Annotated in this window: 30 protein-coding genes and 1 tRNA gene; 11 read left to right on the top strand and 20 right to left on the bottom strand. The window is 51.2% G+C overall.

Annotated features, from left to right (window positions below; translation table 11 throughout):
* Window positions 1-59 precede the first annotated feature (59 nt).
* The 7 genes from WC772_03650 to WC772_03680 all read right to left on the bottom strand — a co-directional run bounded on the left by WC772_03650 (window position 60) and on the right by WC772_03680 (window position 3308).
* Complete coding sequence (locus WC772_03650; GenBank protein MFA6169848.1) at window positions 60-692, bottom strand: hypothetical protein; 633 nt, start codon at window positions 690-692, stop codon at window positions 60-62.
* A gap of 34 nt (window positions 693-726) precedes the next feature.
* A tRNA-Leu gene (locus WC772_03655) sits at window positions 727-811 on the bottom strand.
* Window positions 812-823: 12 nt separating this feature from the next.
* Entirely contained in the window at window positions 824-1267 is a 444-nt protein-coding gene (locus tag WC772_03660) for a hypothetical protein (protein ID MFA6169849.1), read from the bottom strand.
* 228 nt (window positions 1268-1495) lie between these two features.
* Complete coding sequence (locus WC772_03665) at window positions 1496-1738, bottom strand: GIY-YIG nuclease family protein (protein MFA6169850.1); 243 nt, start codon at window positions 1736-1738, stop codon at window positions 1496-1498.
* Between the two features lie 95 nt (window positions 1739-1833).
* Window positions 1834-2238, bottom strand: coding sequence for a S1 RNA-binding domain-containing protein (locus WC772_03670; protein ID MFA6169851.1), 405 nt, complete (start codon window positions 2236-2238; stop codon window positions 1834-1836).
* Between the two features lie 21 nt (window positions 2239-2259).
* Window positions 2260-2526 (bottom strand): septum formation initiator family protein, encoded by a 267-nt coding sequence (locus WC772_03675; protein MFA6169852.1) that lies wholly within the window; start codon window positions 2524-2526, stop codon window positions 2260-2262.
* A complete protein-coding gene (locus tag WC772_03680) occupies window positions 2523-3308 on the bottom strand; it encodes a prepilin peptidase (protein ID MFA6169853.1) in 786 nt (261 codons plus the stop codon). Before WC772_03680 ends, WC772_03675 begins: the two co-directional genes overlap by 4 nt.
* A gap of 67 nt (window positions 3309-3375) precedes the next feature.
* Between WC772_03680 and WC772_03685 the strand changes: the two genes are divergently transcribed.
* The 5 genes from WC772_03685 (at window position 3376) to rsmA (ending at window position 8383) form a co-directional block, all read left to right on the top strand.
* Window positions 3376-4434 (top strand): PilT/PilU family type 4a pilus ATPase, encoded by a 1059-nt coding sequence (locus WC772_03685; GenBank protein ID MFA6169854.1) that lies wholly within the window; start codon window positions 3376-3378, stop codon window positions 4432-4434.
* Complete coding sequence (gene lipA / locus WC772_03690) at window positions 4421-5269, top strand: lipoyl synthase (GenBank protein MFA6169855.1); 849 nt, start codon at window positions 4421-4423, stop codon at window positions 5267-5269. Before WC772_03685 ends, lipA begins: the two co-directional genes overlap by 14 nt.
* Entirely contained in the window at window positions 5266-6447 is a 1182-nt protein-coding gene (locus tag WC772_03695) for an LL-diaminopimelate aminotransferase (GenBank protein ID MFA6169856.1), read from the top strand. The genes lipA and WC772_03695 overlap by 4 nt, the downstream gene beginning before the upstream one ends.
* 140 nt (window positions 6448-6587) lie before the next feature.
* Window positions 6588-7583: a 4-hydroxythreonine-4-phosphate dehydrogenase PdxA gene (pdxA, locus tag WC772_03700; GenBank protein MFA6169857.1), complete on the top strand. Its 996-nt coding sequence runs from the start codon at window positions 6588-6590 to the stop codon at window positions 7581-7583.
* Window positions 7580-8383: a 16S rRNA (adenine(1518)-N(6)/adenine(1519)-N(6))-dimethyltransferase RsmA gene (rsmA, locus tag WC772_03705; GenBank protein ID MFA6169858.1), complete on the top strand. Its 804-nt coding sequence runs from the start codon at window positions 7580-7582 to the stop codon at window positions 8381-8383. Before pdxA ends, rsmA begins: the two co-directional genes overlap by 4 nt.
* Here the strand turns inward: rsmA and WC772_03710 are convergent.
* The 4 genes from WC772_03710 to WC772_03725 all read right to left on the bottom strand — a co-directional run bounded on the left by WC772_03710 (window position 8380) and on the right by WC772_03725 (window position 12046).
* Complete coding sequence (locus WC772_03710) at window positions 8380-9129, bottom strand: hypothetical protein (protein ID MFA6169859.1); 750 nt, start codon at window positions 9127-9129, stop codon at window positions 8380-8382. The genes rsmA and WC772_03710 overlap by 4 nt on opposite strands.
* A 31-nt stretch (window positions 9130-9160) precedes the next feature.
* Window positions 9161-10285, bottom strand: a complete 1125-nt coding sequence (locus WC772_03715; GenBank protein ID MFA6169860.1) for a hypothetical protein — start codon at window positions 10283-10285, stop codon at window positions 9161-9163.
* Between the two features lie 54 nt (window positions 10286-10339).
* Window positions 10340-11368 carry an HD domain-containing protein gene (locus WC772_03720; protein ID MFA6169861.1) on the bottom strand — a complete coding sequence of 343 codons (1029 nt, stop codon included), beginning with the start codon at window positions 11366-11368 and terminating at the stop codon, window positions 10340-10342.
* A 69-nt stretch (window positions 11369-11437) separates the two neighbouring features.
* Complete coding sequence (locus tag WC772_03725; GenBank protein MFA6169862.1) at window positions 11438-12046, bottom strand: hypothetical protein; 609 nt, start codon at window positions 12044-12046, stop codon at window positions 11438-11440.
* A 93-nt stretch (window positions 12047-12139) separates the two neighbouring features.
* Here WC772_03725 and mdh point away from each other — a divergent pair, with 93 nt between their 5' ends.
* Genes mdh through WC772_03755 form a run of 6 tightly spaced genes read left to right on the top strand, consistent with a single transcriptional unit; the run spans window position 12140 to window position 15943 of the window.
* Window positions 12140-13066, top strand: coding sequence for a malate dehydrogenase (mdh, locus tag WC772_03730; GenBank protein MFA6169863.1), 927 nt, complete (start codon window positions 12140-12142; stop codon window positions 13064-13066).
* A gap of 12 nt (window positions 13067-13078) precedes the next feature.
* Window positions 13079-13921 (top strand): fumarate hydratase, encoded by an 843-nt coding sequence (locus WC772_03735; GenBank protein MFA6169864.1) that lies wholly within the window; start codon window positions 13079-13081, stop codon window positions 13919-13921.
* Window positions 13918-14457: a Fe-S-containing hydro-lyase gene (locus WC772_03740; protein ID MFA6169865.1), complete on the top strand. Its 540-nt coding sequence runs from the start codon at window positions 13918-13920 to the stop codon at window positions 14455-14457. Before WC772_03735 ends, WC772_03740 begins: the two co-directional genes overlap by 4 nt.
* Window positions 14441-15232 (top strand): ABC transporter substrate-binding protein, encoded by a 792-nt coding sequence (locus WC772_03745; GenBank protein ID MFA6169866.1) that lies wholly within the window; start codon window positions 14441-14443, stop codon window positions 15230-15232. Before WC772_03740 ends, WC772_03745 begins: the two co-directional genes overlap by 17 nt.
* The gene (locus WC772_03750) at window positions 15229-15456 is read left to right on the top strand and encodes a hypothetical protein (GenBank protein ID MFA6169867.1); all 228 of its coding nucleotides are present in this window, start codon (window positions 15229-15231) and stop codon (window positions 15454-15456) included. The genes WC772_03745 and WC772_03750 overlap by 4 nt, the downstream gene beginning before the upstream one ends.
* Entirely contained in the window at window positions 15449-15943 is a 495-nt protein-coding gene (locus WC772_03755; GenBank protein MFA6169868.1) for a YqeG family HAD IIIA-type phosphatase, read from the top strand. Before WC772_03750 ends, WC772_03755 begins: the two co-directional genes overlap by 8 nt.
* Here WC772_03755 and ruvA read toward each other — a convergent pair.
* The 9 genes from ruvA to WC772_03800 all read right to left on the bottom strand — a co-directional run bounded on the left by ruvA (window position 15940) and on the right by WC772_03800 (window position 25898).
* Complete coding sequence (gene ruvA / locus WC772_03760; GenBank protein MFA6169869.1) at window positions 15940-16539, bottom strand: Holliday junction branch migration protein RuvA; 600 nt, start codon at window positions 16537-16539, stop codon at window positions 15940-15942. The genes WC772_03755 and ruvA overlap by 4 nt on opposite strands.
* Window positions 16536-17024 (bottom strand): crossover junction endodeoxyribonuclease RuvC, encoded by a 489-nt coding sequence (gene ruvC / locus WC772_03765; protein MFA6169870.1) that lies wholly within the window; start codon window positions 17022-17024, stop codon window positions 16536-16538. The genes ruvA and ruvC overlap by 4 nt, the downstream gene beginning before the upstream one ends.
* A 26-nt stretch (window positions 17025-17050) precedes the next feature.
* Window positions 17051-17446 carry a hypothetical protein gene (locus WC772_03770; protein ID MFA6169871.1) on the bottom strand — a complete coding sequence of 132 codons (396 nt, stop codon included), beginning with the start codon at window positions 17444-17446 and terminating at the stop codon, window positions 17051-17053.
* Window positions 17447-17484: 38 nt separating this feature from the next.
* Window positions 17485-20493, bottom strand: coding sequence for a hypothetical protein (locus tag WC772_03775; protein MFA6169872.1), 3009 nt, complete (start codon window positions 20491-20493; stop codon window positions 17485-17487).
* A 229-nt stretch (window positions 20494-20722) separates the two neighbouring features.
* Window positions 20723-21019: a hypothetical protein gene (locus WC772_03780; protein ID MFA6169873.1), complete on the bottom strand. Its 297-nt coding sequence runs from the start codon at window positions 21017-21019 to the stop codon at window positions 20723-20725.
* A 116-nt stretch (window positions 21020-21135) separates the two neighbouring features.
* Window positions 21136-21894, bottom strand: a complete 759-nt coding sequence (locus tag WC772_03785; GenBank protein MFA6169874.1) for a PEGA domain-containing protein — start codon at window positions 21892-21894, stop codon at window positions 21136-21138.
* The gene (locus WC772_03790; GenBank protein ID MFA6169875.1) at window positions 21875-23137 is read right to left on the bottom strand and encodes a choice-of-anchor J domain-containing protein; all 1263 of its coding nucleotides are present in this window, start codon (window positions 23135-23137) and stop codon (window positions 21875-21877) included. Before WC772_03790 ends, WC772_03785 begins: the two co-directional genes overlap by 20 nt.
* Complete coding sequence (locus WC772_03795; GenBank protein MFA6169876.1) at window positions 23137-25032, bottom strand: hypothetical protein; 1896 nt, start codon at window positions 25030-25032, stop codon at window positions 23137-23139. The genes WC772_03790 and WC772_03795 overlap by 1 nt, the downstream gene beginning before the upstream one ends.
* Window positions 25033-25247: 215 nt before the next feature.
* A complete protein-coding gene (locus WC772_03800) occupies window positions 25248-25898 on the bottom strand; it encodes a hypothetical protein (protein MFA6169877.1) in 651 nt (216 codons plus the stop codon).
* Between the last annotated feature and the right edge of the window lie 122 nt (window positions 25899-26020).

Below are 26020 nucleotides of genomic sequence, written 5' to 3' on the forward strand. Positions count from 1 at the left end.
CGGACCTGCCTGCCGGCAGGCAGGATCGAACCGGCTTCCCAACCGTAGCCGCTCAACCATCAGCCTAATAATTCGTAATAAGATCGATTAATATAATAATCCCAAAAGGCGAATCCAACACTAACAAGCAAAAACAAGACAGAGAAAGTTAGTCTTAAATCTGGTTCATTTATCAAAAAAGTAACCAAAAACACAATTAGCAATAGCAAGAAAAAACATATATCACTTATTAAATATTGTTTTTTCGCTCTATCTTGTTTATTTTTCCCAAAAATATTAATTTCTTTAGAATAAAAATGATCGTATGCTACCCAAAGCAAATCAACTAATAGCATCATTATGAACCAAAAAACAAACCATCTTATGCGCCCAATATTTGAAGCAATTACTATTAAGCATATCCCATTGACAACGTAAAAATGCAAATCAGCTATTAGGGGATTAAAATACTCGGATTTCCCCTTTTTAATATTCTCATATATTGAACCCATAAATCCAAAAGAAAATCTTATTAATGTTAATAAAAATCCAATATAGAGAAAAACGTATGAAAGAAAATCAATAACATTCCCAGTCCAGTAACCAACAATTGGCTCAATTCCTTTGCCAATGGCCAAGCCAGCAAGAATAAAATAAAGCCATTTAGATGCTTCTTTTATTGAACCACACCTATCACTCTTTGATGATTTCATAATTTTTATTAAGAATTTTAACTCGAGAAGAAACTGCCCGGAGCCGGAATCGAACCGGCATGGCTTATGCAGCCGAGGAATTTTAAGTCCCTTGCGTCTACCAATTCCGCCATCCGGGCAATCTATTTCTCTTACTTCTCGCTTCTTGTTATCAATTCAATTCGAATACCATCTAAGTCTAAATCATTTTTCTTGATAAATAAATCATGTCTCATGCCTAAAATTGTTCTCAAATAGTTTTCATTTGTTGGATTTTCAATAAATATCTTAACCAACATGACCACTTCTTTGGAAGCATACAACATCATTTCGTGGTATTCCATTTTTAAAAATTCAAGGATATCTTGGGCATTATCAATATCAGGGTGCCTGCTCGAAAGATACTTTATATTTTTAGGCTCAAAGAAGGCATCCATAAACAAAAGGCATGATTTATATCTTTTTTCTTTCTGCTCTAATATTTTAAATTCTCGTTCTTTATTTTTATCTAGCAGATAGGTAATATATCCGCCAACAATACCCCCAATACCTAGGAGCGTTAGAGTAGACATCACTATTTGACTTGGATCATCCATAATTACTACCTTTTACTTTGGTTGGTTGTTTTTCGCCATTTCTCATTACTTATTAAATTTTCCGAGAATGAGACTAGGCTTAGCCTATAGGTCCCTTGCGCCTGCCTGCCGGCAGGCAGGTCTACCAATTCCGCCATCCGGGCATCAATCAATCAAACCAAAACCAATTCCGCTTTACCTAATCTTCCGATAGGCAAGCCCGCCGGAAGGCGGGCATCCGGGCATGGGTTACTTAAGAAGTAGCTTTCGAATTATTTCTCTGCCAAAGCCACTTTTTAAGTACTTCTCCCGCTTTCTCGCTTCCTCACGGGTCGCAAACAATTCACTATGGATCAGCTCCAGCGGAATACGGTTTCTGGTCGCCTTTTCATAACCGGAATTGTGGCGAGCCATTCTTTTCTTTAAATCGGCTGTCATTCCGATGTAAAGATTGTTATCCTTCAAACTTTTTAGCACGTAAACACTATACATTCTGTCCCCCACCCCACGTAAGTCCCTTGCGCCTGTCCCGATCGCGAAAAGCGCATCGGGATCTACCAATTCCGCCATCCGGGCAAAAACGAGGACTACTTCAACTTTTTCTTCTTCCCCACTTGCTTATACTCGAGATTGCGTTTCCAATCCAGCTGTTTTTCATCGCTCTGTTTTAAAAACATGGTGAGCTTGTCTTCAAAATTTCCAGGCTGCGGATTGTATTCTTCTCTCGGTTTTTTCGGCTTGGGGGGGGTCCAAACAGTTTTTCCGACCTGTTTGATCGACAGATCATATTTCCCTTCTTTATTGACCCCAAGGACCTTGACCTTGAGGACGTCGCCGATCCGGATATGTTTGCTGATATCAGTCACATATGAATCGGAAACCTGGGAAATATGGACCAGTCCGACTAGTTTTTCCGGTAGTTCCATAAAAGCTCCGAAATTGGTTATCCCGGTAACTTTTCCTTCAACTTCCAAACCTGTCTCTAACGGCAAAAATTATTCACCCCCCGACAATCATTTTTCCAAAACAACTTTATAGGCGGTCTCGCCTTTTTTTATCAAGCCCAGCTTGGTCCGGGCGATCTCTTCGACCAGATCGTTCCCCTTTAGCCTGGCCAGCCGTTCGCGCAGTTCCAGCGACCGGTTTTCTTCAAAAGCAACCCGTCGCCCGACCGCTTCCTGATCGCGGACCAGATCGCGATAATTAATTATATCCTGACGAATAAGAAAAATAAAGTAAATAATGGCTAAAACTGCAATTATCAGTCCTGCCCGCTTCATATCTGCCAGAACGCTCCAATGTACCAAAGAATGATCGTCTGGCCGCACAATAAAGAAACCAAGCCGCCAAAAGCCAGCGCCGGACCAAAGGGAATATAGTTGTCCATTTTGACCTTATTACCCATCAGCATGATCCCCGCCACGATCGCCGCGCTAAGGTAAGCGACAAATAGAGCGACAATTAACCCGGCAACGCCAAGATAGACCCCCATAAAAGCGGCCAAATAAAAATCCCCCTCGCCGATAACCTCTTTTTTGAACCAGAGGCCCCCTAATTTAGCGACTGAAAAAAAGAAACCCAAACCAAGCAAGCCGCCAAGCAGGGGGTCAAAGAGCGGGGTCAGCGATCCGGCGGCGCCGGCCTTAACCACGGCAAAAACCAAGCCGAAAAAGATCCCGCCGAAGCTGACCACGTCCGGCATCAGCATATGCTCCAGGTCAATAAACAAGATAACGAGAAGGCCCAGCACGAAGATCAGGTAAAAAATATAATGCAGGAGATTGCCGCCGGTAAAATTCCAGATCGAGACAAAAAGTAAAGCGGTCATCAGCTCGACGATCGGATAGCGAACGGAGATCGGCGCCCGGCAGCCGGCACATTTTCCCCGCAGGAAAAGAAAACTGATGACCGGGACCAATTCCACCGGCGTCAAAACTTTGCCGCAAGCCGGGCAATGCGAAGCCGGCCAAACAACGGATTCATTGCGGGGTAAGCGGTAGATGCAAACGTTTAAGAAACTTCCAACAACCGCGCCGATGATTAATAGAAATAAAATTAACATGACCTTGACATTAAGTGGGGTCGATTATATAGTATCCACAAGTCAAAGTCAAACAAAGGAGCCTGCAGTGGATATCAATAGTTTTTTGCTTCAGCTCAACGAGAACAAAGCCTCCGACCTCCTCCTGGCAACCAAAAACTACCCAGTCCTGCGCATCAATAACGATCTGGTGAAGATCGGCGACAAGCTCCTGACCAATGAAGAGGTCGACTCCCTGATCAAGCCCATCATCCGCAAGGAAGAAATGGAACGTTTTGCCAGGGAAAAAGAACTCGACACCTCCTATGAAGACGCTCACAGCCGTTATAGGATCAACCTCCACTATCAAATGGGGGGAATCGGCGCCACGATCCGCCGCATTCCAAAAGAAATCCCATCTTTGGATAGCCTAAGATTGCCGCAGATCGTCAAAACTTTTACCCAGCTGGAACGAGGAATGGTGATCGTGACCGGTCCGACCGGCTGCGGCAAATCGACCACCCAGGCCTCCATGATCGACCTGATCAACGGCTCCCGCCCCTGCCACATCGTCACCATTGAAGACCCGATCGAATTCGTCCATTCCCCCAAACTTTCGGTCATTGAACAGCGCGAGGTCGGCCTCGATACCAACTCGTTCGGTGAAGCGCTCAAACGGGTCCTCCGTCAAATCCCGGACGTCATCTTAGTCGGCGAAATGCGCGACCTGGAATCGGTCCAGATGGCGATCACCGCCGCGGAAACCGGCCACTTGGTCATTTCCACCCTGCATACGCAAGACGCCGTTCAGAGCATCGATCGTATCATCGACGTTTTCCCTCCTCACCAGCAAGCCCAGGTCAGGACCCAGCTCTCCTTGACCCTGCAGGGGATCATTTCCCAGCAGTTGATCCCCCGCCTCGACAAAAAAGGCTTGGTCGGCGCCTTCGAGATCTTAAAAGTCACTCCCGGGATCCGAAACATTATCAGAAAAGGGGCCACCCAGGATATCTATTCAATGATGGAGATCGGGGTCCAACAGGGGATGCAAACGATGGATTCATCACTCTACGCCCTGATGAAAGCCAACCAGATCACCATGGAACAGACCCTGGCTTACGCCATCAACCGGGAACGAATGGAAAAACTGCTCAGTGTCCTTACCTAATTTCCTCATTAAAAGGACGCCGAAGCTCAAGCATATCCGGGAAATCCGCGCGCAACTAGCGGACCACACTCTCCATACCGTCTGCGAATCGGCCTCCTGTCCGAACATCGGTGAATGCTTCTCCCAAGGGACCTGCACTTTCATGATCATGGGGGGGATCTGCAGCCGGAGCTGCGCTTTTTGCGGGATCGGGCACGGCGAGCCGGTCCCGCTCGATCCGAACGAACCGAGCAAGGTCGCGGCGGCGGCTAAAAAACTGAACCTTGATTACGTCGTGATAACCTCGGTGACCCGGGACGATCTCCCCGACGGCGGCGCGGCCCATTTTGCCGAAACTATCCTGGCGGTCAAAGCCGATCTCCCCGACGCGCAGATCGAGGTCCTGATCCCTGATTTTCAGGGAGATGAAAAAGCACTCCACACGGTCCTCCTGGCCAATCCGACCGTTCTGAACCACAACGTCGAGACAATTCCCCGCCTTTACCGCCGGATCAGACCGCAAGCGGTCTACCAGCGCTCGCTTAAATTACTTAAAACAGCCGCCGAGGGCGGTGTTTACACTAAGAGCGGTTTTATGGTAGGATTAGGGGAGGAAAAGGGCGAGATTATTGGGATTTTGGCCGACCTGCGGCACGCCGGCTGCGACCTGATCACCATCGGGCAGTATCTCCCTCCTTCGCGGCGCCATCTTCCGGCCGAGCGTTACGTAACCCCGGAAGAATTTGATGAATACAAGGTTATCGGCGAACAGATGGGCTTTTTGAGAGTTGATTCAGGCCCATTTGTCCGAAGTTCTTATCACGCCAAGGAAGCCCTAAGGAGTCGTTTACAATGAAAAAACTTGAAGAAGCGCAAAGATTGCTAAAACTACCGATCTATGTTTTCGCCCAACTCGACAAAATAAAAGCGGAAAAAGCGGCCCAGGGAGTCGACCTGATCGACCTGGGAATGGGGAACCCCGATATCCCGCCGCCGCCGGAAGCGATCGCCGCCCTGGTGGAATCGATGAAAAACCCGGAAAATCACCGCTATCCGTCGTTCGAAGGGGCGCCGGAGTTCAAAGAAGCGGTCGCTAACTGGTGCAAAAGACAGTACAACATCAACATCGACCCGGACCATGAGGTCGTGACTCTGATCGGCTCCAAAGAAGGGATCATCCACTTCACGCTGGCTTACGTTAATCCCGGCGATTTTACTCTGGTCCCGATGCCGGCCTACCCGGCCCATTTCCGCGGCACCATTCTGGCCGGAGGCGAGCCAATCTCCCTGCCGACGACCGAACACAAAAACTTCCTCCCTGATCTCAAGAACGTCGTGCCGGGGATCGCCGACAAAGCCAAGATCATGTTCTTGAGTTTCCCGACCAACCCGACCGGAGCCTTAGCGCCGCGGGAATTTTTTGAAGAAGCGGTCGCTTTCTGCAAAAAGCACAACATCATTCTGGTCCATGATTTCGCTTACGCGGAGATCTACTTTGACGGCCAAAAACCGCTCTCGATCTTCTCCATCCCGGGAGCAAAAGATATCGCCATCGAATTCCACACCACTTCGAAAACCTTCGGCATGCCCGGCTGGCGCTGCGGTTTTGCCGTCGGGAACCGGAACCTGATCGAATCGCTTCGCAAGATCAAGACCAACCTTGATTATGGTTTATTCACCGCGGTCCAAAAAGCGGCGATCACCGCCTTCGAATTAAAGAACGGCTACATGGAAAACGTCCGGGCCACCTACCAGCGCCGGCGTGACATTTTGGTCGACGGCCTCAATGCCCTCGGCTGGAAGCTCAAAAAACCAAAAGGTTCGATGTACGTTTGGATCCCGGTCCCGCAAGGGTACGATTCGACCGAATTCGCCACGGACGTGATCAACAAGACCGGGATCGTCGTTTCGCCGGGGATCTCGTTCGGCGACATCGGCGAAGGTTACGTTCGGTCAGCGCTGGTCGTCCCCGAAGACCGGCTCTGCCAGGCGCTGGAACGGCTGGAAAAAGCAGGCATCAGGTATAATGGATAACCTCTCCCACCATTTCTCATTACATTCGAAATGGTCCCCCCTCTCCATTTTCATGGAGAGGGTTATTAATTGTATTTATTTTTTCGGCCCTCTCCACGAAGTGGAGAGGGGGAACCCGAGCAAAGCGAGGGTGGGTGAGGATGGATAGACCGATCATCGGGATCACCATGGGGGACCCGGCCGGCATCGGTCCCGAAATTTGCGCTAAAGCTCTCGCTTCGCAGGAAGTCCAAAGCGTCGCCCGCTGCGTCGTCATCGGCGACAGCGGCGTCTTGCGCCAGGGATTGCAAACCGCCAAGATCAAGGGGATCGAACTTCATTCCATCGCCGCGATCAACGCCGCCCAGTTCAAACCCAAAACTATCGATATTTTCGACCTGAACAACGTCGACCTTCCCAAGCTCAAGATCGGCCAGGTCTCAAAAATGGCGGGGAAAGCGGCCTTTGAATACATTGACAAAGCGATCGGCCTCGCCCTCGACCACCAGATCGACGCCATCACTACCGGACCGATCAACAAAGAATCGATCCGCAAAGCCGGGTTCCGCTTTGACGGCCACACCGAGATCCTGGCGGCCAAGACCAAGACCAAAAAATACGCCATGATGTTCGTTTCCGAAAAGCTCTGGCTGATGCTGGCCACAACTCATCTCCCCTTAAGCGCCGTCAGCCGCCACCTGAAGAAAAAGAAGCTGGTCGCCCAGATCAAAATGGCGCACGATTTCCTGCTGGCCGACCGGGGAAAGAAACCGCGCATCGGGGTCGCCGGGCTCAACCCGCACGCCGGTGAGAACGGGATCTTCGGCAAGGAAGAAATTAAGATCATTAAACCGGCGGTCGAAGAAGCAAAAAAAATGGGGATCGACGTCGAAGGGCCGATCTCCCCGGACGCGATCTTCTATCTCGCCAACAGCGGCAAGTACGACATCGTCATCGCCATGTACCACGATCAGGGACTGATCCCGCTCAAGCTCCTCTCCTTCAATCACTCGGTCAACGTGACCATCGGCCTGCCGATCATCAGGACCTCGGTCGACCACGGGACCGGGTTCAACATCGCCGGCAAAGGCTGGGCCAGCCCGGAGAGCCTGATCGCGGCAATCAAAGTCGCGGCCCACTTCGCCCGGAATAAATGACCCCGACCCTGGCCGAAATCACCCGCCAGCTCCTGATCACTTACAACCGCTTTCCCCGCAAAAGGCTGGGCCAGCATTTTCTGGTCGATCCGCAGGTTATCGCCCGGATCATTGCCGCCGCCGAATTGGGCCAAGACGACCTGGTAATCGAGATTGGTTCCGGCCTGGGGGTCGTGACCGCCGAACTGGCCAAAAACGTCCATCACCTGATCGCCGTGGAGATCGATCAGGAATTGATGAGCATCAGCAAAAAGGTCCTGGCGCCCCTCCCCAACATTAGTTTTGTGAACCAAGACGTCCTCAAGACCAGCCTGGCCGAACTCGCCCTTGGCCGCCGCTATAAAGTGGTCGGCAATCTCCCCTATTATATTACCTCGCCGATCATTGAAAAGATTCTGGAGGCGGCAGAAAAGCCGGAGGTGGCGGTGGTCATGACGCAAAAAGAGGTGGCGGAGCGGATGGTCGCCGGAGCCGGGACAAAAAACTACGGCTCTTTTTCGATCTTCTGCCAGTTTTACGCCGAAGTTAAATTAAACTCCCTCGTTTCGAAATCGTCCTTTCTCCCCTGGCCGGAAGTCAGTTCAGCCGTCGTCGCCCTTAAGCCTTATAAAACGCCCAAGTATGAAGTTAAGGATGCCAAACTCTTTTTTGATCTGGTCCACGCCGCCTTCCAGCAGCGCCGCAAAAAATTAAGCAACTCCCTCAAACCTTTCGGGCTGACCAATTCACCGGTCGATCTCAATCGCCGGCCGGAAACGGTCTCGATCGAAGAATTCGCGGCGATCGCCAATAGTCTTTAGCCGACCTGGCGGCGGCGGGGCGAACAAAAATTAGCAAAAACTCTCGCCTGAACTTGCGGCTCCCTTAACTCGGGAAAAAACTGCAGAGAGCCGAAAAGGAATTTGAAAACAGTGTAAAAATTAAGTTCGATCAAGGGCCCGCGGCCGTCGCGGCGCAAGATTGTTTCGTCATCAACATTGATCCTGAACATTCCGATCTCCCCCTGATCATGGGCAAGCGATAAATACTTAGTATATTCGTTTGGCTGCCGCGCGTAATCGATCGGGGATTCAACCCGCTCCGAATAATATGTTAAAGCCAGCGGGATCGCCGCGTAAAGGGGCTCATTTTGTTTAAGTTTTATCTGAATAGCCGAAACAATCGTCCGGAAAAGACAAAAGTCCAGGTTCCCACCGCCAAAGATGATCTGATTAAAACCGGGGCCGGCAATCCCTCTTTGAGCGGCTGGAAATAAAGGGGAGAGAGCATCGGCAAAGCGCTGTTGTCCGGGAGGAAGAGTCGGATCGTCCAAGCGGCCCGACCAGGAAAAGACCTTAACGTCCGCCGCCGTATTATTACCGACCAGCGGCAAGCGCGACCCTTCCAGCAGGAGCGAGGCGCGTCGTTCAAAAGGCCGGCCGCCGGCAAACGCGGCATCCTGAAGGTCCCAAAGTTTGCCGCAATCCGGCAAACACCCGGCGGTTGGCGTCAGGTGGGTCAAAACAAGCGTTCTCGGTTTCGGCGATAGCCTGGTAGAAATAACCACGAATATATATCGCCATTTTCAGGAGAATATTTCAGGATTTATTATATTTGGCGATATACGAGACGCTGACCCCGCCCGCTTTAGAAAAGTCGCCGCCGACATAAATATTGCCTGAAGCGTCAAGCGCGACCGCCCGGACCAGGTTCCCGTCCAAACCGCCGCCAAAAGCTTCCCAGGTCGCGCCGTCGTAGGCGGTCAGGCCGTTAACGGTCACACCACCGGCCGTCGCGAATTTTCCCGCCACGTAGACTTTTCCCAAAGAATCGGCCACCAGCGCGTTAACGCTGTCGCCGACCGCCGTTCCCACCGCCAGCTGTTCCCAGCTGGTCCCATCCCAGCGAGCCATGATCCGTTTATCGCTGGTATCGATCAGCGCGCCGGCGGCAAAAACATTGGTGGTCACCGTCACAGTGGCGTTAATATAATAATCGCGGCCGGAGGATAAATCACTCCAGCTCGCCCCGTTCCAGCGGGCGATCCGTTTGGCGCTAACCCCGGAAACGGTATTAAGAAAGGCCCCACCGGCAATAAGTTTATAAGTCGCGTCATAACTTAACGAATGAACCGGACTATCGGTCCCGCCCGCCAGGTTCCGCCAAGCGAGGCCGTCCCATTCCGCGACATTCTGCACAATGGTCCCGCCGGCGGAAGTAAAAGAGCCGCCGACATAAAGATTGTCGGAGGGATCGATCGCCAGAGCATAAACATCCCCGTTAACTCCGCCACCGACCGCTTCCCAAGCAGTTCCCGTCCAACGGGCGAGATTGGAAGCCGCTACGTCGCCGGAAGAATTATGGGCGATCGAGAATGTTCCGCCCGCGTAAATATAGCCATGTGAATCTTTAGCTAAAACGTAAACTGTTCCGTTAAGTCCTTTGCCAAGCGGCTCCCAACGGGAGCCATTCCAACGGGCGACGTAACTGGTATCGGCAATCCCACTGGCGTTGGTAAAAGATCCACCGGCGATCAAATAGCCCGAATTGTCAAAGATCAGAGCGTAAACGGGGGCGTCAGTCCCGCCGCCGATCCCCTGCCAGCTGGCGGACGGCAAGGTCGTGGTCGTGGTGGTCGCCGGCGACGAACCGCCGCAGCCGAAGGTGTAGGTCAAAGCGCCAACAATCAAGGCATAGACAATATATTGGAGATATTTATTCATCTTTCCACCTTCCCCCCGGCTATTATAGCGGGAAAAAGGGAAAAGCCAAGCGGGTTAAAAGCGTCCGTTATTAATATTGTTCCAAAGAGCGAGCGCCTCACGGTCAGTCAGGCCGACGATCTTGTCGATCGCGGCTTGGGCGGACAACTTGTTTTTAATAAGATAATAATCAAAGATGGTCCTGACGCAATCGGTCATCGTCGCCATGAACTCCTGTTTGACCCGGCTGCCGATATAAATGTGCCGGTAATTAAAGCTCATCAACGCGTCTATCGCCGCCAGTTCCTGTTCCCCCATCGTAATATAATTTCGCCCGGCGCTGTGAGCGATCACGCTCCGCACCATGGTGTCGATCATCTGGGCCGGGGTCGTCCCCAAAATCTCCCTGACCATTTGCGGCAGATCATTGACCTCAATGATCGAGAGCCGGCCCGCGTCCAAAACATCCATGGGGAGATAGGCAATCCGGTCAGCCAGGCGGACAACGCACCCTTCCAGAGTCATCGGAAATTCACGATCGTCAAAATAGTTGCCATTTTCATTCGGCCTAAGAACCGGGTCTTTGCGTTCGCCGTCATGGCAAAGGATCCCGTTCATGACCTCCACGGAAAGGTTGAGTTTTTCCAGCTCCCGGACCACCCGCAAACTCTGGCGGTTGTGCTTGAACGGCACCCCCAGGTATGTCTGGCTGAATTCGTCGAGGATCTTTTCTCCTTCGTGCCCAAAGATCGAGTGCCCCAGATCATGCCCTAGGGCGATCGCTTCGGCCAGGTCCTCGTTCAAACGGAGGGCCCGACAGATCGAGCGGGCGACCTGGGCAACTTTTTCGACGTGGAAATGGCGGTTATGGACGATCTGGGTAAATTCCAGAGAGAGCGATTCCGGAGAAAAGACCTGGGCCTTGCCAGCCAGGAGCGGGTAATGATCGGAATAAACGATCCGATCACGGTCGCGGGCAAAACAGGTCCGGAACCGATCGGGCGCTTCCAGCTCTAGGCGACCTTGAGAAACGACGCTCTGGCAAGCGTATCGGGAAAGCAGGATCGTTTCCATTAGCTCAACTTTAACTCTTGGGACCCTCATTACCTCTCGCCCGTATCTTCCGACCAGTGTAGTAAAGGGACGATAAATTTTAGCGATATCGCTCATCAGTTATCTCCAAAGCGAATCGGGATCAAAGCCATATTTATCGACCATTTCTATATAAATATCGAGACATATTTTCAGGTATGGCAAGCGCTTATTATAATCGTCAAACTTAGCCGCCCCCAATTTCCGAGCCAAATTTGTTATTCCCCGGCCAGCCAGTAAACGATCGATCGTCTCGAATACCGGCTGTTTCTCTTGATAAAGATCAGGAAATTCAGCCGCCATTTTTCGATAACTACCGCCAGGCATTGAATTCGGGAAATTATTAAAGTACAGCTGTATCCCCTGGCAAAGCAACCCGTCAATTCCTTTCCGATCGCCGACCAGAACCCCGCGTAAAGCATTTCGTCGCCCTTCATAATAATCCGTTGATTCGCAAGAATAATAAAAACTACCATGGTCAAGCAGCGGGGAAAAGATATAAGGGAAATAGCGGTCTCGATTGAGCCGCGCCACAACGTTTTTGGAAATCCGGTTCAGCCCGGAATAAACCGCGAAATCAACGACCGCCTTCAGTAGCTCTTTTCTGGCTGGCGGGACAACCCCTGCCCCCTGCCGTTTGATCGGGATCGCCATTGGGGAAAGAGGCGTCATTTTAAGTTTTATTTGCATGCTTATTATTCACCACTTTCCGACAAAAATTTCAGTTCGATTGACCAGCCTGACAATTTGAACCAGACGTCATTCTCTGTTAAAATCATTATTATGAAACCAAAGATCACGATCATCGGCGCCGGGAACGTGGGCGCTCAATGCGCTTATAAACTCGCGCAACGCGATTTTGCCGACCTGGTCCTCCTCGACATCGTTGAAGGAATTCCCCAGGGGAAAGCGCTCGACATGACCCAGTCCGGGTCGATCGAAAGGTTTACTACCAAGATCACCGGTACCAATAACTACGCCGATATTAAAGGTTCGCAGGTCGTGGTCATGACCGCCGGCCTCGCCAGGAAACCGGGAATGTCGCGCGACGACCTGATCCACAAGAACGCCGAGATCGTCGCCGGCGTGGTCAAACAGGTCGCCCAACACGCCCCGCAAGCGGTCCTGCTGATGGTCACCAATCCGCTCGATGTTATGACCTATCACGCCTTGAAAGTTTCCGGCCTTCCGGCCAGCCGGGTCCTTGGCATGGCGCCGCTCCTCGACGCCGCCAGGATGCAGTCTTTTATTGCCGAGCTGGCCAACGCCCCGGTCACCGAAGTTTACGCTGAAGTTATGGGAAGCCACGGCGACCTGATGGTCCCGGTCCCCCGCCTCTCCACCGTCAAAGGGAAACCGATCACCGAACTTTTCTCCCCGGAACAGGTCGCTAGCCTGGTTAAGCGGACAACCGATGGCGGCGCGGAAATCGTCGCTCTCCTTAAAACCGGCTCCGCTTACTACGCTCCCGGAACGGCGGCCGCCAGGATGGCGGAAGCGATCGTCCGCGACACCAAAGAGATCATCAACAGCTGCTGCCTCCTCTCCGGCGAATACGGCATCAGCGATGTTTGCCTCGGCGTTCCGGCCAGGCTGGGAAAGAACGGAATTGAAGAGATCGTCACCCTTAAGCTGACGGACGAAGAACTGACCGCCCTGCAAAAAGCGGGGGCGGCGGTTAAGCATCTCCTTGGCGGCATAAATTTATAGTATAATTAATCTATGCGCGAGCTATCGGTCAAAAAGATCACCACGGCGATTCGGGACCTCTGCATTGAGGCTAATACAAACCTCTCCGAAGATGTTGAAGCCGCTTTAAATAAAGCGCTTAAAGATGAGGAATCCCCCAACGGCCGCGAAATCCTCCGCCAGCTCATCCACAACGCCGGGATCGCCCGCAAAGAAAAACGCCCCATCTGCCAGGACACCGGCTCGGTCGTCGTCTTGATCGAACTCGGCCAAGAAATACGGCTGACTGACGGCTCGCTGGAAGAAGCGGTCAACGAAGGAGTCAGCCGCGGTTACAAAGAAGGCTATCTCCGCAAATCGATCGTTTCCGACCCGCTCCGCCGCCAAAACACCGGCGACAATGCCCCGGCCTTCATCCATACCCGGGTCGTCCCGGGAGATAAGCTCACCCTCAACCTGATGTGCAAAGGCGGGGGAGCCGAGAACTGCAGCGCCATTAAGTTCTTCAAACCAACTTCCAGCCATGAAGAGATTAGCCAATTTATAATTGAAACTGTTTCTAAAGCGGGACCAAACGCCTGCCCGCCGGTTATCGTCGGGGTTGGGATCGGCGGGAACTTTGAGACCGCTCCTTTAACGGCGAAAAAGGCTCTCCTGCGGGAGATCGGCCATCGTAACAGCGACAGCGATCTCGCCAAGTGGGAAAAAGAACTTTTAGTTAAGATCAATAACCTCGGGATCGGGCCGATGGGCCTGGGCGGACGAACAACCGCGCTCGCGGTCAGTATCGAAACCGCCCCCTGCCACATCTCCCAGCTCCCGGTGGCCGTCAACATTGAATGCCACGCCCACCGGGCGCGCAAGGTGACGCTATGAGCGCGATCAAACTGACCACGCCGCTGACGGCAGAAATGATCGCCGGCTTAAAAGCGGGGGACGAAGTCCTGATCAGCGGCAAGATCTACACCGCCCGGGACGCCGCCCATAAAAAGTTCGGCGACCAGCCCCCCTTCGACCTCCAAGGCCAGATCATTTACTACGCCTCCCCCACTCCGACCAAACCGGGAGAAGTGATCGGCTCGATCGGTCCGACGACCAGCTCCCGGATGGATGCTTTTGCCCCGGCCCTGCTTAACCAGGGATTGGCAGGGATGATAGGGAAGGGAAGGAGGAGCAAGGAAGTTATTGAAGCGATCAAAAAAAACAAAGCGGTCTACTTTACCGTTCCCGGCGGCGCCGCCGCCCTCTACGCCAAACAGGTCAAAAGCGCCAAAATCGTCGCTTATCCGGAGCTCCTCTCCGAAGCGGTCTACGAACTCGAAGTTGTTGATTTCCCGGCAACCGTGACGATCGATTCGACCGGCGGTAATTTATTTGAAATAGGCAGGAAACGCTATGAAAACCAAGACTAAGTTTATTCGCTGGTTTCTCGTCCCTTCATTTGTCATTTGCTATTTGTCATTTGTCATTTCGGCAGCGTCCGCGGCCTGTTATGACGGCATTTGGTTCCTCGGTTTTAATCTCGAGAAAGAGCCGTTCAATAACGTTTACGTCCGCCAGGCGGCCGCCCACGCGATCAATAAACAGACAATCCTCCGGCTGGCCAGCGAAGAGGTTTCTCCGGGAAGCGTCATTCCGCCGGGAATGTCCGGTTATCGGACCGATCTGGCCCCCTATTCCTTCAACCTGAAACAGGCCAAGGTCCTGATGCGCCGGGGTAAATATCTCCCGGTCCATCCCAAACTGAAAAAGATCACCCTGCTCCACACCGACGGGATCAGAACGGTCGCCATCGCCAAAGAGATCAAAAAGGAATTAAAAGAGCTGGGAATGAACATCACTCTCATTCAGGTCAAATATGACGACAAAGCCTGGAACGACGAGCTGAATTCGCGGCGGCACCATCTTTATCTGCTCGGTTACAAAGCTGACTTCACCCAGAGCCTGACCCGTGAAGCGGCCCCCGACGTCGTCGACACCTATAAGCTCCTCGAGCCGCTCTTTCATACCGGCGGAGCGGCCAACGTCAACAGCTTCAGCAATTCGACGGTCGACATGCTCCTCGACCAGGTTTCAGTCATCAGCGTCGCCTACCAGGTGGAGCGGGAGCTTAAGCTCAAGGAAGTGAACAAGGTCCTCTATCAGGAACTTCCCGCCTTGGTCCTGTTCTACATACCCAAGCTATGAAAGACTCGATCGACGTCTTCCTGCGGATCAACAAAGCCGACATTTACATCATCTGCCCGTACTTCGAGGCTTTCCAGGGAATGGTCGCCATCCGGACCCCCAAACCGGAAGTCGGCGACAAAGCAACGCTTCACCTGATGGTCTCGCCCGACTTTACCGCCGATTTCGACCGGGTCATCGCCAACCTGGGGAAAACATTGGCGATCGAAAGGATCAATGCTTAGAAAACTTTTTTATCCGCGGGAGATCGTCCCCGATATTTTTCTGATCGACACGCGCGCCCTGCGCGAACGGGGGATCAAAGGCTTGATCCTGGATATCGACGATACTTTGATCCCGCGCGAGGTCAAAGAAGTTTACCCCAAAGTTTTTGCCTGGATCCAGTCCCGCAAAGAAGAAGGCTTCAAGATTTGTCTGACCTCAAACAGCCGTCATCCGATCAGGGTAAAGTATTTCGGCGAGACGCTCGGCGTCCCCTCGCTCCACTTCAGCCTCAAGCCCCTTCCCTTCGCTTTTTGGCGGTCGCTGGAAATTCTGGGGACCAAAGCGGAAGAGACGGCGATGATCGGCGATCAGCTCTTCATGGATATCTGGGGAGCGAACTGGGTCAACATTTATTCGATCTACATCGACCACCGGAAAGAAGAGTGGTTCCCACCCCGCCGCTGGATGCGCTGGGCGGAACGCTGGCTGATCGACAACTGGGGTTAAACGAGGTTTTTGAGAGCGGTCTTGATGACCCCTTCGACCGTAGTCACCGTTTCCAGGTCGACCTTCATGACCGCGTCGCGCGCCTCCCTGGGAGAATAACCGAGCGAGATCAGCGCCGAAATCGAATCCGATCCGAGCGAACTCTCCCCACCCTTGATCCCCGCTCCCATCTCCTGCGGAGTGACGGCGTACTTCTTAGCGATCTTCTCTTTTAATTCCACGACTACCCGTTCGGCGGTCTTTTTCCCAACGCCGGAAACGGAAGAGAGCAACGCCACGTCCCCTTGGGCGACGGCCGAGACCAGTTTGTCGAGCGGAAAAGAGGAGATCAGGGCCAGCGCCATCTTGGGACCGACCCCGGAGACCGAGAGAAAAAGCGAGAAAAGCGACCGTTCTTCGGTCGAAAGAAAACCGTAAAGCGAGATATCGTCTTCGCGAACGATCTGAATGGTATAAAGCTTGAGCGGGTCGCCGACCGCCGGCAAACGGGAGATGACCGCAGTTGGGACCTTCACCAGGTACCCAATATGACCGACTTCGATGACGACCATGTTCTGGCTAACACTCTCCAGGGTCCCATTTAAATGAGCGATCATGCCCCCCCCTCTTTCAGCCGATAGGAATGAAGATGGCAGATCGCAATCGCCAGGGCATCGGCGGCGTCGTCCGGTTTGGGGATCTGGGGCAATTTCAGCAGAGTTTTAACCATCATTTGGATCTGTCTTTTATCCGCCCGGCCATAGCCGGTCAGGGCCATTTTTACTTCAAGCGGGGTATATTCCGACAGCGGCAGTTTTTGTTCAGCCACCGCCAGGAGAATTATCCCCCGCGCCTGGCCGACTGCCATCGCGGTGGTGATGTTCCGGCCGAAAAAAAGCCGCTCCACGGCGACCGAATCAGGTCGGTAGCGGCTGATCAGCCCTTTGACCTGGCGGTAGATTTGCGAGAGGCGGCTTTGCGGGTTATCTTTAGGCGAGGTCTTGATACAGCCGCACTCCACATGCAGCAGTTTGTCCCCGTCCTGCCTGACTATCCCGAAGCCGGTCGTGGCCGTTCCCGGATCGATCCCTAGGGTTAGCATTGCCGCTATTTTAACACACCATAGCGTCAAATGTCGGCGGTTTCGGCGACGCTTTTGAAAAAGAAGCTGATCGGCGGGGTCTCTTCTTCCGTGACAACTACCCCTTTGGTCTCGGCGACCGCCAGGACCTGGCCGGCGGCGTTCTTGGCCGAAGCGAAAAGGTCGTAACTAGCGCCGTAAACGACTTTCAGGGTGGCAACGGCCTGCGGGTAAACCATTTCGGTGAAGACCGGGTCTTTGCCGGCGGTCACGGCGCTAATAGCGATCTTGGTCGCCGGCACCCCTTCCGACCAATGGATGCCGATCGTGACGTAGCCGAAATTTTCGATCACGATATTGGAAGCGGCAGGCTTTGAAGCGCCGCAGCCAAACGCGGCAAAAGAGAGCAGGCTTAAGGCGATCAGTAAAAACGGCTTGTTCATACGAATATATATCGCCAAATGAGCGGAAAAATTTCAGGTTATAAATTGATCTCCACGTTCCCCGACAGCTCGGTCGTTTTGTAATCCGGGCTGGTCTCACGTTCAAAGCGCAGGGAGGCGTTGACGTAGTCGCTGATCGAGTAACGGGCCTTCAGAGCATAATTATACCGTTCAGTTTCCAGCCCCTGGTACGACTTGGCGTAGAGCCAATCAAAATCGACCCGCAAGCGGTCGAAATAGCGGTAGATCACGCCAAAGCCGGGGGTAACGGTGTAAGAGATCGGGTTGGTCGTCAAATTATTAACATTTTTACTGTAACCCCCCGATAGGCTAAAGCTCCATTCCGGCGAATAGTTATACAGCCCTTTGAGCGAAGCGAAGTGACTGACGGTGTTGACGACATTATCGCCGTCGCCGCCGTTTCCCTGGGTAACGCGCTGGTAGGCGTAGCGGCTGTCGATCGAAAATCGTTCCGAGACCGAGGTCCGAACGATCGCTTCGAACTGCCGTCCGAAATTTTCTCCCGGCTGGTAGGCCTGGGCTTCGAGGCTGGTCAAGGTCGTGGTCACTCCGTTCTCCAACTGATAATTAAATTCCGTCGAGAGGTATGAAAGCGGCGCCAGTTTCAAACTGTAGAGGGTTGAGACGGAATCGGCGGTATTCTCCTTGATCCGATAATCCGGCCCCGCTTGTTTGGAAACGGTATAAGCGTGGCGGTATTTTTGCAGGAGACTGATCAACGCCGAATTATTGGGGACAAGGTTAACTTCCGCCTGCGACTGTTCGTTAAAATACGTCAGCCGATCGAGCCGGAGGAGTTTGGTAAAATTCGGCTTAAAAGTGTATTTCAGCCGCAGGAGGCGGCTCGGCCGAAGATCAAAAGCGAATGATCCGCTTTGTTTGGAGACCGCTTCGGTCGTGGCATAATCTTCCGTGAGCGACGAGATCGAATATTTGCCGTCGGTCCGGAAAAGCTCCGACGCTTCCGCCCGGTAGGCCAGGTCGGCGACATCGGTGACGCCGAGGGCCGAATCGTCGCTGTGGTCGAGATTGAGAGAAGTAAAAAGGGTCCGGTTCGGAGTCGCCGCCAAATTAACGGTGTACCGTTTTTTATTCGGCCGCTCGCCGGTCGGCTCTTCCCGGTCTTCCAGCTCGACGTTGGAGGTCATGGAGAAGCGATCGTTCCCGAGGGTCGCCAGGCCAAAGTTCGCCTTGTTGTAATTGGTCGCTTCCAGCGACGGAGAACTTTTCACCCATTCTTCCCGCGCCGCCTTAACACTGGTCGAAAGCGGACCAAGCCGCCAATTGCTCTCCCCCGCTTTGCGGGTAATGACCCGGCTGATCGGATCGCCGCTGACCGGGTCGTTGCTGTCGCTGGTTTGGGAATACTCGTATTCCAGCGACGGCCAGTGATCGGGAGTCAAGCCGGCGCCCGCGCTGTTCAGTTCGGTCAGGTAACTGGTCCCCGCCTGGAGATAACGCTGGTAGTCGGTCTTGACCCTGGCGCCAAAAAGGGAATTCGGCCGGTAGCTTAAGCCGCCGCCATACTGCCAGAGGTCCTGCTTCGGCGTCGGATCGGAGATCGCCGTAAATTCCGGATCGATTTTCTTGAGCGCGCCGGTCAAACCGATCGACCCCAGCTGTTGGCTAACAACCAGCTTGTAAGCTTTTCCCCGTTGGCTAGGGAGCGTTCCGGAGTAAAGATCGGGATTGAGGTCGGAATAAGCCAATTCGCCGCAGTAGGCGCCGGAGTCGGTAATCAGCGAACCGTCGATTCCAACCACATAATGGCTTTGCGGCAAGGTTTCCGCGGTCGTGACCGACGTTACCCCCTGCAGGCCGTCGGCATCGTTGATCAGGGTCGCGCCGATCTTGGCGTTAGGGCTTAAGTTGACGGTCGGTCGGAAAGCGTAAGTCACGTGTTGGTAGTTCGACTCGGCGTCGTCAAAATGGACTTCCACGACCGTAGTCGACAAAATTGTCCGCCGCTTAAAGGTCACGGTCCCGGCGTCATAATCGATCGTGTAATCGTCCCCCCGCCGCTGCGTTCCGCCGTCAACAACGATCCGCTCCGAGTTGACCACCACTTTTTGCGCCGCTCCCAACCGGTACGGCCCCTGGGTCCCGTCGCCATAAAAACGGATCAAGCGCGATTGGCCTTTGGGAGAGGAATAAAGAGCGGTCGCGTTCCATAAGCCATATTTTCCCTTGAGCCTAACCCCGGAAAGGACTTTGTTTAACCGAGCGAATTCGGTCTCGTTCAACTCGGCGGTAAAATCGCCGAAGTAGGCTTCGGTGCTGGCTCGTTTGACCAGGATCGAAACTTTATCGTCCCGCTGATAGTTCTGGTTGCTGCCGGCGACGCTGGTGCTGATCAGGTTTGCTTCGATCTCGGTCTCGTCGGCCCGCCCGGCGACGCTTAAGCGGAGCGACTCTTCCCGGGACAAGCCGGTCGAATAACCATCCCGACTCCCCTCCAAACTGCGGGAGGTAAAGCTCAAACTCTTCGCCCCTTTAACGATAAGCGGGATGTTTTCCTGACGGAGAGTGGCCAATTCAAACGCTTCTCCGGTCACGGTTAAGCCCGGCTGTTCGTTCCCCCAGGCCGCTTCCGGCGGGATCGATTCCCTGGTAATCGGTGAACGATCGGCCCTTTTGAGGGGCCGCGCCATTAACCGATACCAGACCCGCGAACGGGACCAGACCGGATAGTCGCGGGCCGGCCAGTTCTTCTGTTGCCGCATCCAGACGTGAAAATAATGCCAGCCAAGCTGATAGTCGTCCGGGAGCTGAAATTTACCCCACCAGTAGCCCTCCCGGTAGGTCATGGGGATCGCGACGCTCCGGTCGGAGTAGAGGGTCACTTTGGAAGCAAAGGAAAATGTCCGCAAACGAATAGTGATCTTTTCTCCGGCAATCAACGGATAGGTTGGATAAAAACTAATATAATAGTCGTTGGTATAAATGGCGTCTTCCAGCGGTACAAGGGCATTTGCCCCCCCGATCAGCAACAAGGAAAAAAAGACGATCTTGATTGTTCTAGACATGCGTTACTTTATCGTCATTTCCTTGAAGTTATTTCACCATAAAACGGGAAGCTACCACATCCCGGAAAGGGAGACCCGGTGGACATTATTTGAAGTCCCGCCCATCGAGTGCCCAATTAAAATATATTTCGATGGAATTGGCTTGCCAGGATTATTAGCAATAAAATCATTCCGCGCTTTATCAAGCCAACATTTATTCGTCATATTTATGGCAGGATTTGAATAGCTTCTATCCCCCACCTCCCATCCCATTTTTTTCAAGCTTTCCATGATTTTCACTAAAGTCATAAGCATAAACATATCCCTCCAGACCAACGTTATCTTCAAGCCACTTTTTAAAATCCCCAATTTTATCCTTAGTTAAAACAAAGACATCTTTCTCGCCAGTAAATATTTTATGATCATCGTTTATCCCATGCACCAGAATAACCAAATAATTGGGCGAGGCCTTAATGACTTCCGCGGCTCGAGCGGGGAGAGCAATTATTAATAAAGCACAAATTAAGACAAGTAATTTTTTAAACATTTTTTATATTTTTACTACTCTGTATTATCGCCTGTTTCGGGCCAGAAATTGCAATCGATTTTTCTTGTAAGATGGCGAGATTTCGTCACATCATTTAATTCAGTGTTTCTAATATTTTATGTAATAAAATGATACCTAAAATTAAGAGAAATCGTAAAAAAGGAAGTAGTTTGAGAATGAAAATAGTCATCAACGATCTCAAAGGTCCAAGGATTAGCACTGCTAGGAGAACCAAAGCCAGCCAATGCCCGCCAACCTGTTGCCAGTCCTCCCGCTAACGAAGTAAAATAAGCCCCAACTCCCATGCCAAAATAGCGCCCTTCATCCTGGTCAAAAAGTAAGTCTAAGGTCACCGGGATAGCACCCCCCGTCGTCCCAAACAAATAACTTGCGGATACTCTTGACCTCAAGGCAAATAATTGATAGTCATAGCCAAGACCAACCTGCCAGCCTGAATTGGAACCATAATCATAATTTGTTTCATTATTGTAGCTAGAAGAAGAATAGCCAACCTGTAAGTTTAATCCGGAAACAGCACGGGGCAAAATAGTCGGAGACAACTCAACCGGTTCATTTGAAGGAGCAACCGTTTGTTGATTTGCCGGAATCGAGATAACCACTTCTTGGCTAGCCATAACCTCAATCATCATCGAAAAATATTGTTGATCCCCCTTTTTCGCCGCCACCTGATGCCAGCCGGCTCTCACTTGTGCCAAGCTGATCGGGGTTTTGCCGACCGCTACCGCGTCTAGAAAGACCGGCACCACCCCCGATTCTGAAGTAATCGTTAAAGAGCCAATCCCTTCCAGAGCGTGTACACTTGAACTCATTAAGACCAAAAACAAAAGGACAAATCTACTCAATTGAAATATCATCGATATATACCCCCTCATAATCAACACTGGAATCGGTCGCGTATTTGAACCTAATATAGATCGTCTGGCCAGCATAATCGTTTAACAATAGCTCCTTTCTTGACCAGCTCAAATTAGTGCCGTCATAGCTGGCCAATGTCGTCCACGTTGCCCCATCGATTGACGCCTGAACATAAAGATAATCATACGAGGACTCCGTTTTGTAATAAGTCTGAAAAATCAACTTTTCCCCGACGGTTATAAGGACCGGGCTGACCATGGTCAAACTATTGTTTAGGTCATCTCCGCGGCCGGAATAAAAGCTGTGCGTCCCGCTGGCCGCTCTCACCGTCGTAACGGCAAACCCATTACTTAGCCATTTGCCAACGCCACTTTCAGCATCATCGGTAAAACTGCTCAACACTTCCCTGGTCGGCACAGGAGTTGAAGCTGCCGGATCAACATCATAAAACCTTGGCTCATTAGGAGCCGTTTGAACAACGTAATCGAAAACTATTTCTGAATTATTAAGCTCCTCAATCCTTAATTTGCCAAAACAACTGTTGCCGGAATTAATTAAAATAAAACAGTAAATATCCCCCTTTCTAAGGGTAGATTCGTCATATCTTTGGCCTTCCGCCGGCACGCTCCCACTGTAATAATCCCCAGTGTATTTTTCACAGACCTGACTAAGTTCGGTAATTTGGCTGTCAAAATAAGTCAGGTTAACAAGCCCGCCATCAAAAGAAGCGGTGGTCCCACCGTTATGGTTACCATTAAAGGCCAGTGAGGCGCCGTAATAGTATCTTTCCAGATAATCAACGTCGCCATAATATTGGTCCTTAACCGTACCGGAGAAAAAATCGAAACTTTTATTAAGCGGCAAAGTCACCCGGCCAGACCGAAGGGTCGAAGCTGGCAAAGAACTGTTCACTTGGATCGTTGTTTTCGCCCGCGCATCGAGTCGTCCGTTACCGACAAAAATATCAATATCTTGCAGGCCGCTGCTTGCCTGTGCCTGGACGATGGCAGAGGCACCGTTTGCATACAGATGGCTGGCGCCAGATCCGATCTTATAGCTTAAAATATTCCCTTGTTCGTCACTCGCGCTTAAATTAACCCTGACGTAACCGCCGGGAGCGACCGCTTGCGGGGATGCTACTACGCTTTGAATTGCCGGCGCCGCAGTGTTACTGGTGGTGGTCCCGCAGCCAACAATCGCCACCGGGACAAGGAACAGAGCCAGACAAATTAATTTTTTCATTAAAACTTCACCCCCGTGCTAAATTTTATCCTCGCGTCCTTATATCCGGTCAGGAGCGTTCTAACCGGCGAGCCGGCGGCAAAATCAGGGTAAAGGATAAAATTCCCTTCTCTTAAAACTTCATATTCTCCGGCCAGATCAAAAGTCAACGAACCAACCGCCAACCCAACCCCGGCACTGTAAGTGTTCGTTCTAAAGTTGGCTCCATTGGGATAATTTGGGTCGGCCGCGAGATTCGGTAAACGGGTAAAACGGTTACCCGAGCCTAAGCGAAAAGTTATATTGTCAGAAAACTTTAACTCGGCCCCAAGCCTCACGTCGTAAAGAGAAGCGTTGCAATAATCCAACAAATCAAGATTCAAGACTAACCGGTTAAACAACTTGTACGAAACTCCCAAGCCTAAACTGGCCTGATCGGTATAAGAAAAATCCTGACTGGTCGGGGAGGCAGAGGAGGCAACCAACTTTCCATTGATTTTCGCAGGGATATCGATCCTGCCACCCAACCCTAAGTTCTCAGTCGGGCGCCCTAAGATTCCAATTTGTCCGGCCAGCCCACTCCCCCTAAATTCGTAACTATTACCGTTGTGTATCCCAATCCATTGGTCGGTGTAAATCAAGCCAAAGCCAACCATAACCTTAGGGTGGATCGCCGTTCCGGCGTAAAGACCGACCTTCATTCCACCGTTATCATATTGAAATAGTTCGTTCTTAATTCTGGTATTATCGACCTTAACATTCAAGCCAAGCCCGCCGCGGTCGGTCGGGACAATAACACTAAAGTCGCTGGGACAGAGAGGATTTTCAACAAAGTTGCCGTAAATATTCCTTAGGCCAGGATAACCAAGATTAGCGTTGGGAATTGATAAGCTGGCGCGGCTATATTTCAACTCCCAGCCAAGGGCCAGCTCCGAATCAGCCACTTGTCCCAACCCGGCCGGATTATATTTTATTAATTCCGGACCAACCGCTTCGCCTATAAACGCTTCCCCCATTCCCAATGGACGCGTCGCTTCTTTTGGCTGGCGCCTGGCTTGATCCACAACCGAAAGACTCCCCAAAGGAATGATCTTAACAATATCACCTTTTCTCACCGACCCAACTGTCCGGTAGGACACGAGCCGGCAAACGGATGAATCTTCTGACACTTCAATAACTTCCAACTCACCATACTTTTCTTTTGGCGTCGCAATAGTCTCATCGCTAAGCGACAGACCTGGGCGATAAACATCGACAATATCGCCACGGGCGATTCCCGATCCCTTGCCAAGATCGACGTAAATCAATTCTTTTTCCTGGCTAACAATAGAGCCTTCAACTTGATAATTACGCAGCAAGGCTAAATACAACTCCTCGATTGCTTGGTCCAGTTTACTCAAGTCGGAACCAGAAAAACTTTCTTGAGCGATTACTTTTTGGGTCGCGGCATCGATCATTTTTAGGGAAACGAAATATTCGTTGACATTAACGGTATAAGTTTTTTCGCCGGAATTAGCCAGCAAAAAAAGCGGAGGAAAAATAAACCCATACATCCATAATGAGCTTGAACTATTTCCGCCGCTTTCCTTCTTCGTTATTTCGCGGACATTTTTATTAACCTTGCATAAAATAATCGCTTGCAAATCCATTAACTCGCTTAACTTTTGATAGTCGTAACCATCACTACCCATTATTGGAGGAAAACCAGCCTCTCTCTGCGCGGCGGCGATTTGTTCCTTCTGATAAACGCCAAAACGACTGGAATTAAGCACTTTTTCCGTTATCTTATTGATAACTTTCTGCGCTTCAAGGTTATCCTGTCCTGATTGGTCCAAAACTAAAACTGCTGGCTTCTCAACTGCAAAAGAAGCCCCCACAATCAAGAAGCAAAAAATAAACACAAACAACTTTTTCATATATAGCCCTCCTTGTAATCTCATGTCAATTAAAGCAATTTTATTGCCAAATCAACTAATGCTTATTATTAGTTATATTTATGGTAAATATATTAGTATTAATCAAACATATGACGACTATTCGTCACTGTTCTATGGGTGATTTGGTGTCGACTTCTCGTCATACTAAATAACAAAGCGGGGCTCCAGCAGTAACTGAAGCCCCGCTTATTCAACTAGAGGATAAAGGAAACGCCGCCACCAAACTGGGGACTAGTGTAGCTCTGGGAACCAGCCGAGATTGTGTTTTGGGTATATTCAAGCATCACTGAACTATTAGAGGCCCAAGCATAGGCGCTCCCCAGCGTTAAGCTAACTTGGTTCGTTGGGTCATTTCCCGTTGCCTGTGACTGGAGATACCCCAAAGCAAAGTAGGGAGTAAACAAACCAAGCTTTTTGCTGACTTCCAGGCCAGCTAAATATTGTGAAATATTCCCCCCCGAAATTGGCACATTGGCGGTAACAGTAACCGACCTAATACCTACTTTTCCGGCAAGATCAACCGGGAAATCGTCGCCCGCTTTGGCTATTAAATATTGGGCCGACAGGCCGTAGGAAGTAAAACCAAGCGATATTCCAGCCAGCCCACCCACATTCGCGCTAGCCAAATTTAAATAAAGGTCAAGCTGATCGGTCAAACCGTAACCAAGATTAACCCCGTAAGTAGACAGATCCCCTACACCGGCAGTATTAATCTTAGTATCCTTGAAATAAACGCCATTGACCGAGTATTTACCCTGACCAATTGGATCCGCAGTCATTAAGATTTCCGCCGAAACTGAACAAGCCATCAACACTATAAGCATTAACATCGAAATAATTCTCATTGTCTTTTCCTCCAAAATATTCTTTTAACCATGGAACTGCTTCTCCTCTAACCACCCCCTTTACAAGGGATTAGCAATTTTATTGCCACAATTTAACAGGGGTAATACGTCGACTTCTCGTC

The organism is Candidatus Margulisiibacteriota bacterium, from assembly GCA_041661965.1.
Lineage (GTDB): Bacteria > Margulisbacteria > WOR-1 > O2-12-FULL-45-9 > XYB2-FULL-48-7 > XYB2-FULL-45-9.

Coding starts and splice junctions, on each gene's coding strand:
- WC772_03775 (MFA6169872.1), bottom strand. CDS start 20,493: ATGTCTAGAACAATCAAGATCGTCTTTTTTTCCTTGTTGCTGATCGGG.
- WC772_03680 (MFA6169853.1), bottom strand. CDS start 3,308: ATGTTAATTTTATTTCTATTAATCATCGGCGCGGTTGTTGGAAGTTTC.
- ruvC (MFA6169870.1), bottom strand. CDS start 17,024: ATGCTAACCCTAGGGATCGATCCGGGAACGGCCACGACCGGCTTCGGG.
- WC772_03750 (MFA6169867.1), top strand. CDS start 15,229: ATGAAAGACTCGATCGACGTCTTCCTGCGGATCAACAAAGCCGACATT.
- WC772_03650 (MFA6169848.1), bottom strand. CDS start 692: ATGAAATCATCAAAGAGTGATAGGTGTGGTTCAATAAAAGAAGCATCT.
- rsmA (MFA6169858.1), top strand. CDS start 7,580: ATGACCCCGACCCTGGCCGAAATCACCCGCCAGCTCCTGATCACTTAC.
- WC772_03660 (MFA6169849.1), bottom strand. CDS start 1,267: ATGGATGATCCAAGTCAAATAGTGATGTCTACTCTAACGCTCCTAGGT.
- WC772_03740 (MFA6169865.1), top strand. CDS start 13,918: ATGAGCGCGATCAAACTGACCACGCCGCTGACGGCAGAAATGATCGCC.
- WC772_03745 (MFA6169866.1), top strand. CDS start 14,441: ATGAAAACCAAGACTAAGTTTATTCGCTGGTTTCTCGTCCCTTCATTT.
- WC772_03715 (MFA6169860.1), bottom strand. CDS start 10,285: ATGAATAAATATCTCCAATATATTGTCTATGCCTTGATTGTTGGCGCT.
- WC772_03675 (MFA6169852.1), bottom strand. CDS start 2,526: ATGAAGCGGGCAGGACTGATAATTGCAGTTTTAGCCATTATTTACTTT.
- WC772_03695 (MFA6169856.1), top strand. CDS start 5,266: ATGAAAAAACTTGAAGAAGCGCAAAGATTGCTAAAACTACCGATCTAT.
- WC772_03770 (MFA6169871.1), bottom strand. CDS start 17,446: ATGAACAAGCCGTTTTTACTGATCGCCTTAAGCCTGCTCTCTTTTGCC.
- mdh (MFA6169863.1), top strand. CDS start 12,140: ATGAAACCAAAGATCACGATCATCGGCGCCGGGAACGTGGGCGCTCAA.
- WC772_03720 (MFA6169861.1), bottom strand. CDS start 11,368: ATGAGGGTCCCAAGAGTTAAAGTTGAGCTAATGGAAACGATCCTGCTT.
- WC772_03790 (MFA6169875.1), bottom strand. CDS start 23,137: ATGAAAAAATTAATTTGTCTGGCTCTGTTCCTTGTCCCGGTGGCGATT.
- pdxA (MFA6169857.1), top strand. CDS start 6,588: ATGGATAGACCGATCATCGGGATCACCATGGGGGACCCGGCCGGCATC.
- WC772_03735 (MFA6169864.1), top strand. CDS start 13,079: ATGCGCGAGCTATCGGTCAAAAAGATCACCACGGCGATTCGGGACCTC.
- WC772_03800 (MFA6169877.1), bottom strand. CDS start 25,898: ATGAGAATTATTTCGATGTTAATGCTTATAGTGTTGATGGCTTGTTCA.
- WC772_03725 (MFA6169862.1), bottom strand. CDS start 12,046: ATGCAAATAAAACTTAAAATGACGCCTCTTTCCCCAATGGCGATCCCG.
- WC772_03755 (MFA6169868.1), top strand. CDS start 15,449: ATGCTTAGAAAACTTTTTTATCCGCGGGAGATCGTCCCCGATATTTTT.
- WC772_03785 (MFA6169874.1), bottom strand. CDS start 21,894: ATGATATTTCAATTGAGTAGATTTGTCCTTTTGTTTTTGGTCTTAATG.
- ruvA (MFA6169869.1), bottom strand. CDS start 16,539: ATGATCGCTCATTTAAATGGGACCCTGGAGAGTGTTAGCCAGAACATG.
- WC772_03795 (MFA6169876.1), bottom strand. CDS start 25,032: ATGAAAAAGTTGTTTGTGTTTATTTTTTGCTTCTTGATTGTGGGGGCT.
- WC772_03665 (MFA6169850.1), bottom strand. CDS start 1,738: ATGTATAGTGTTTACGTGCTAAAAAGTTTGAAGGATAACAATCTTTAC.
- WC772_03780 (MFA6169873.1), bottom strand. CDS start 21,019: ATGTTTAAAAAATTACTTGTCTTAATTTGTGCTTTATTAATAATTGCT.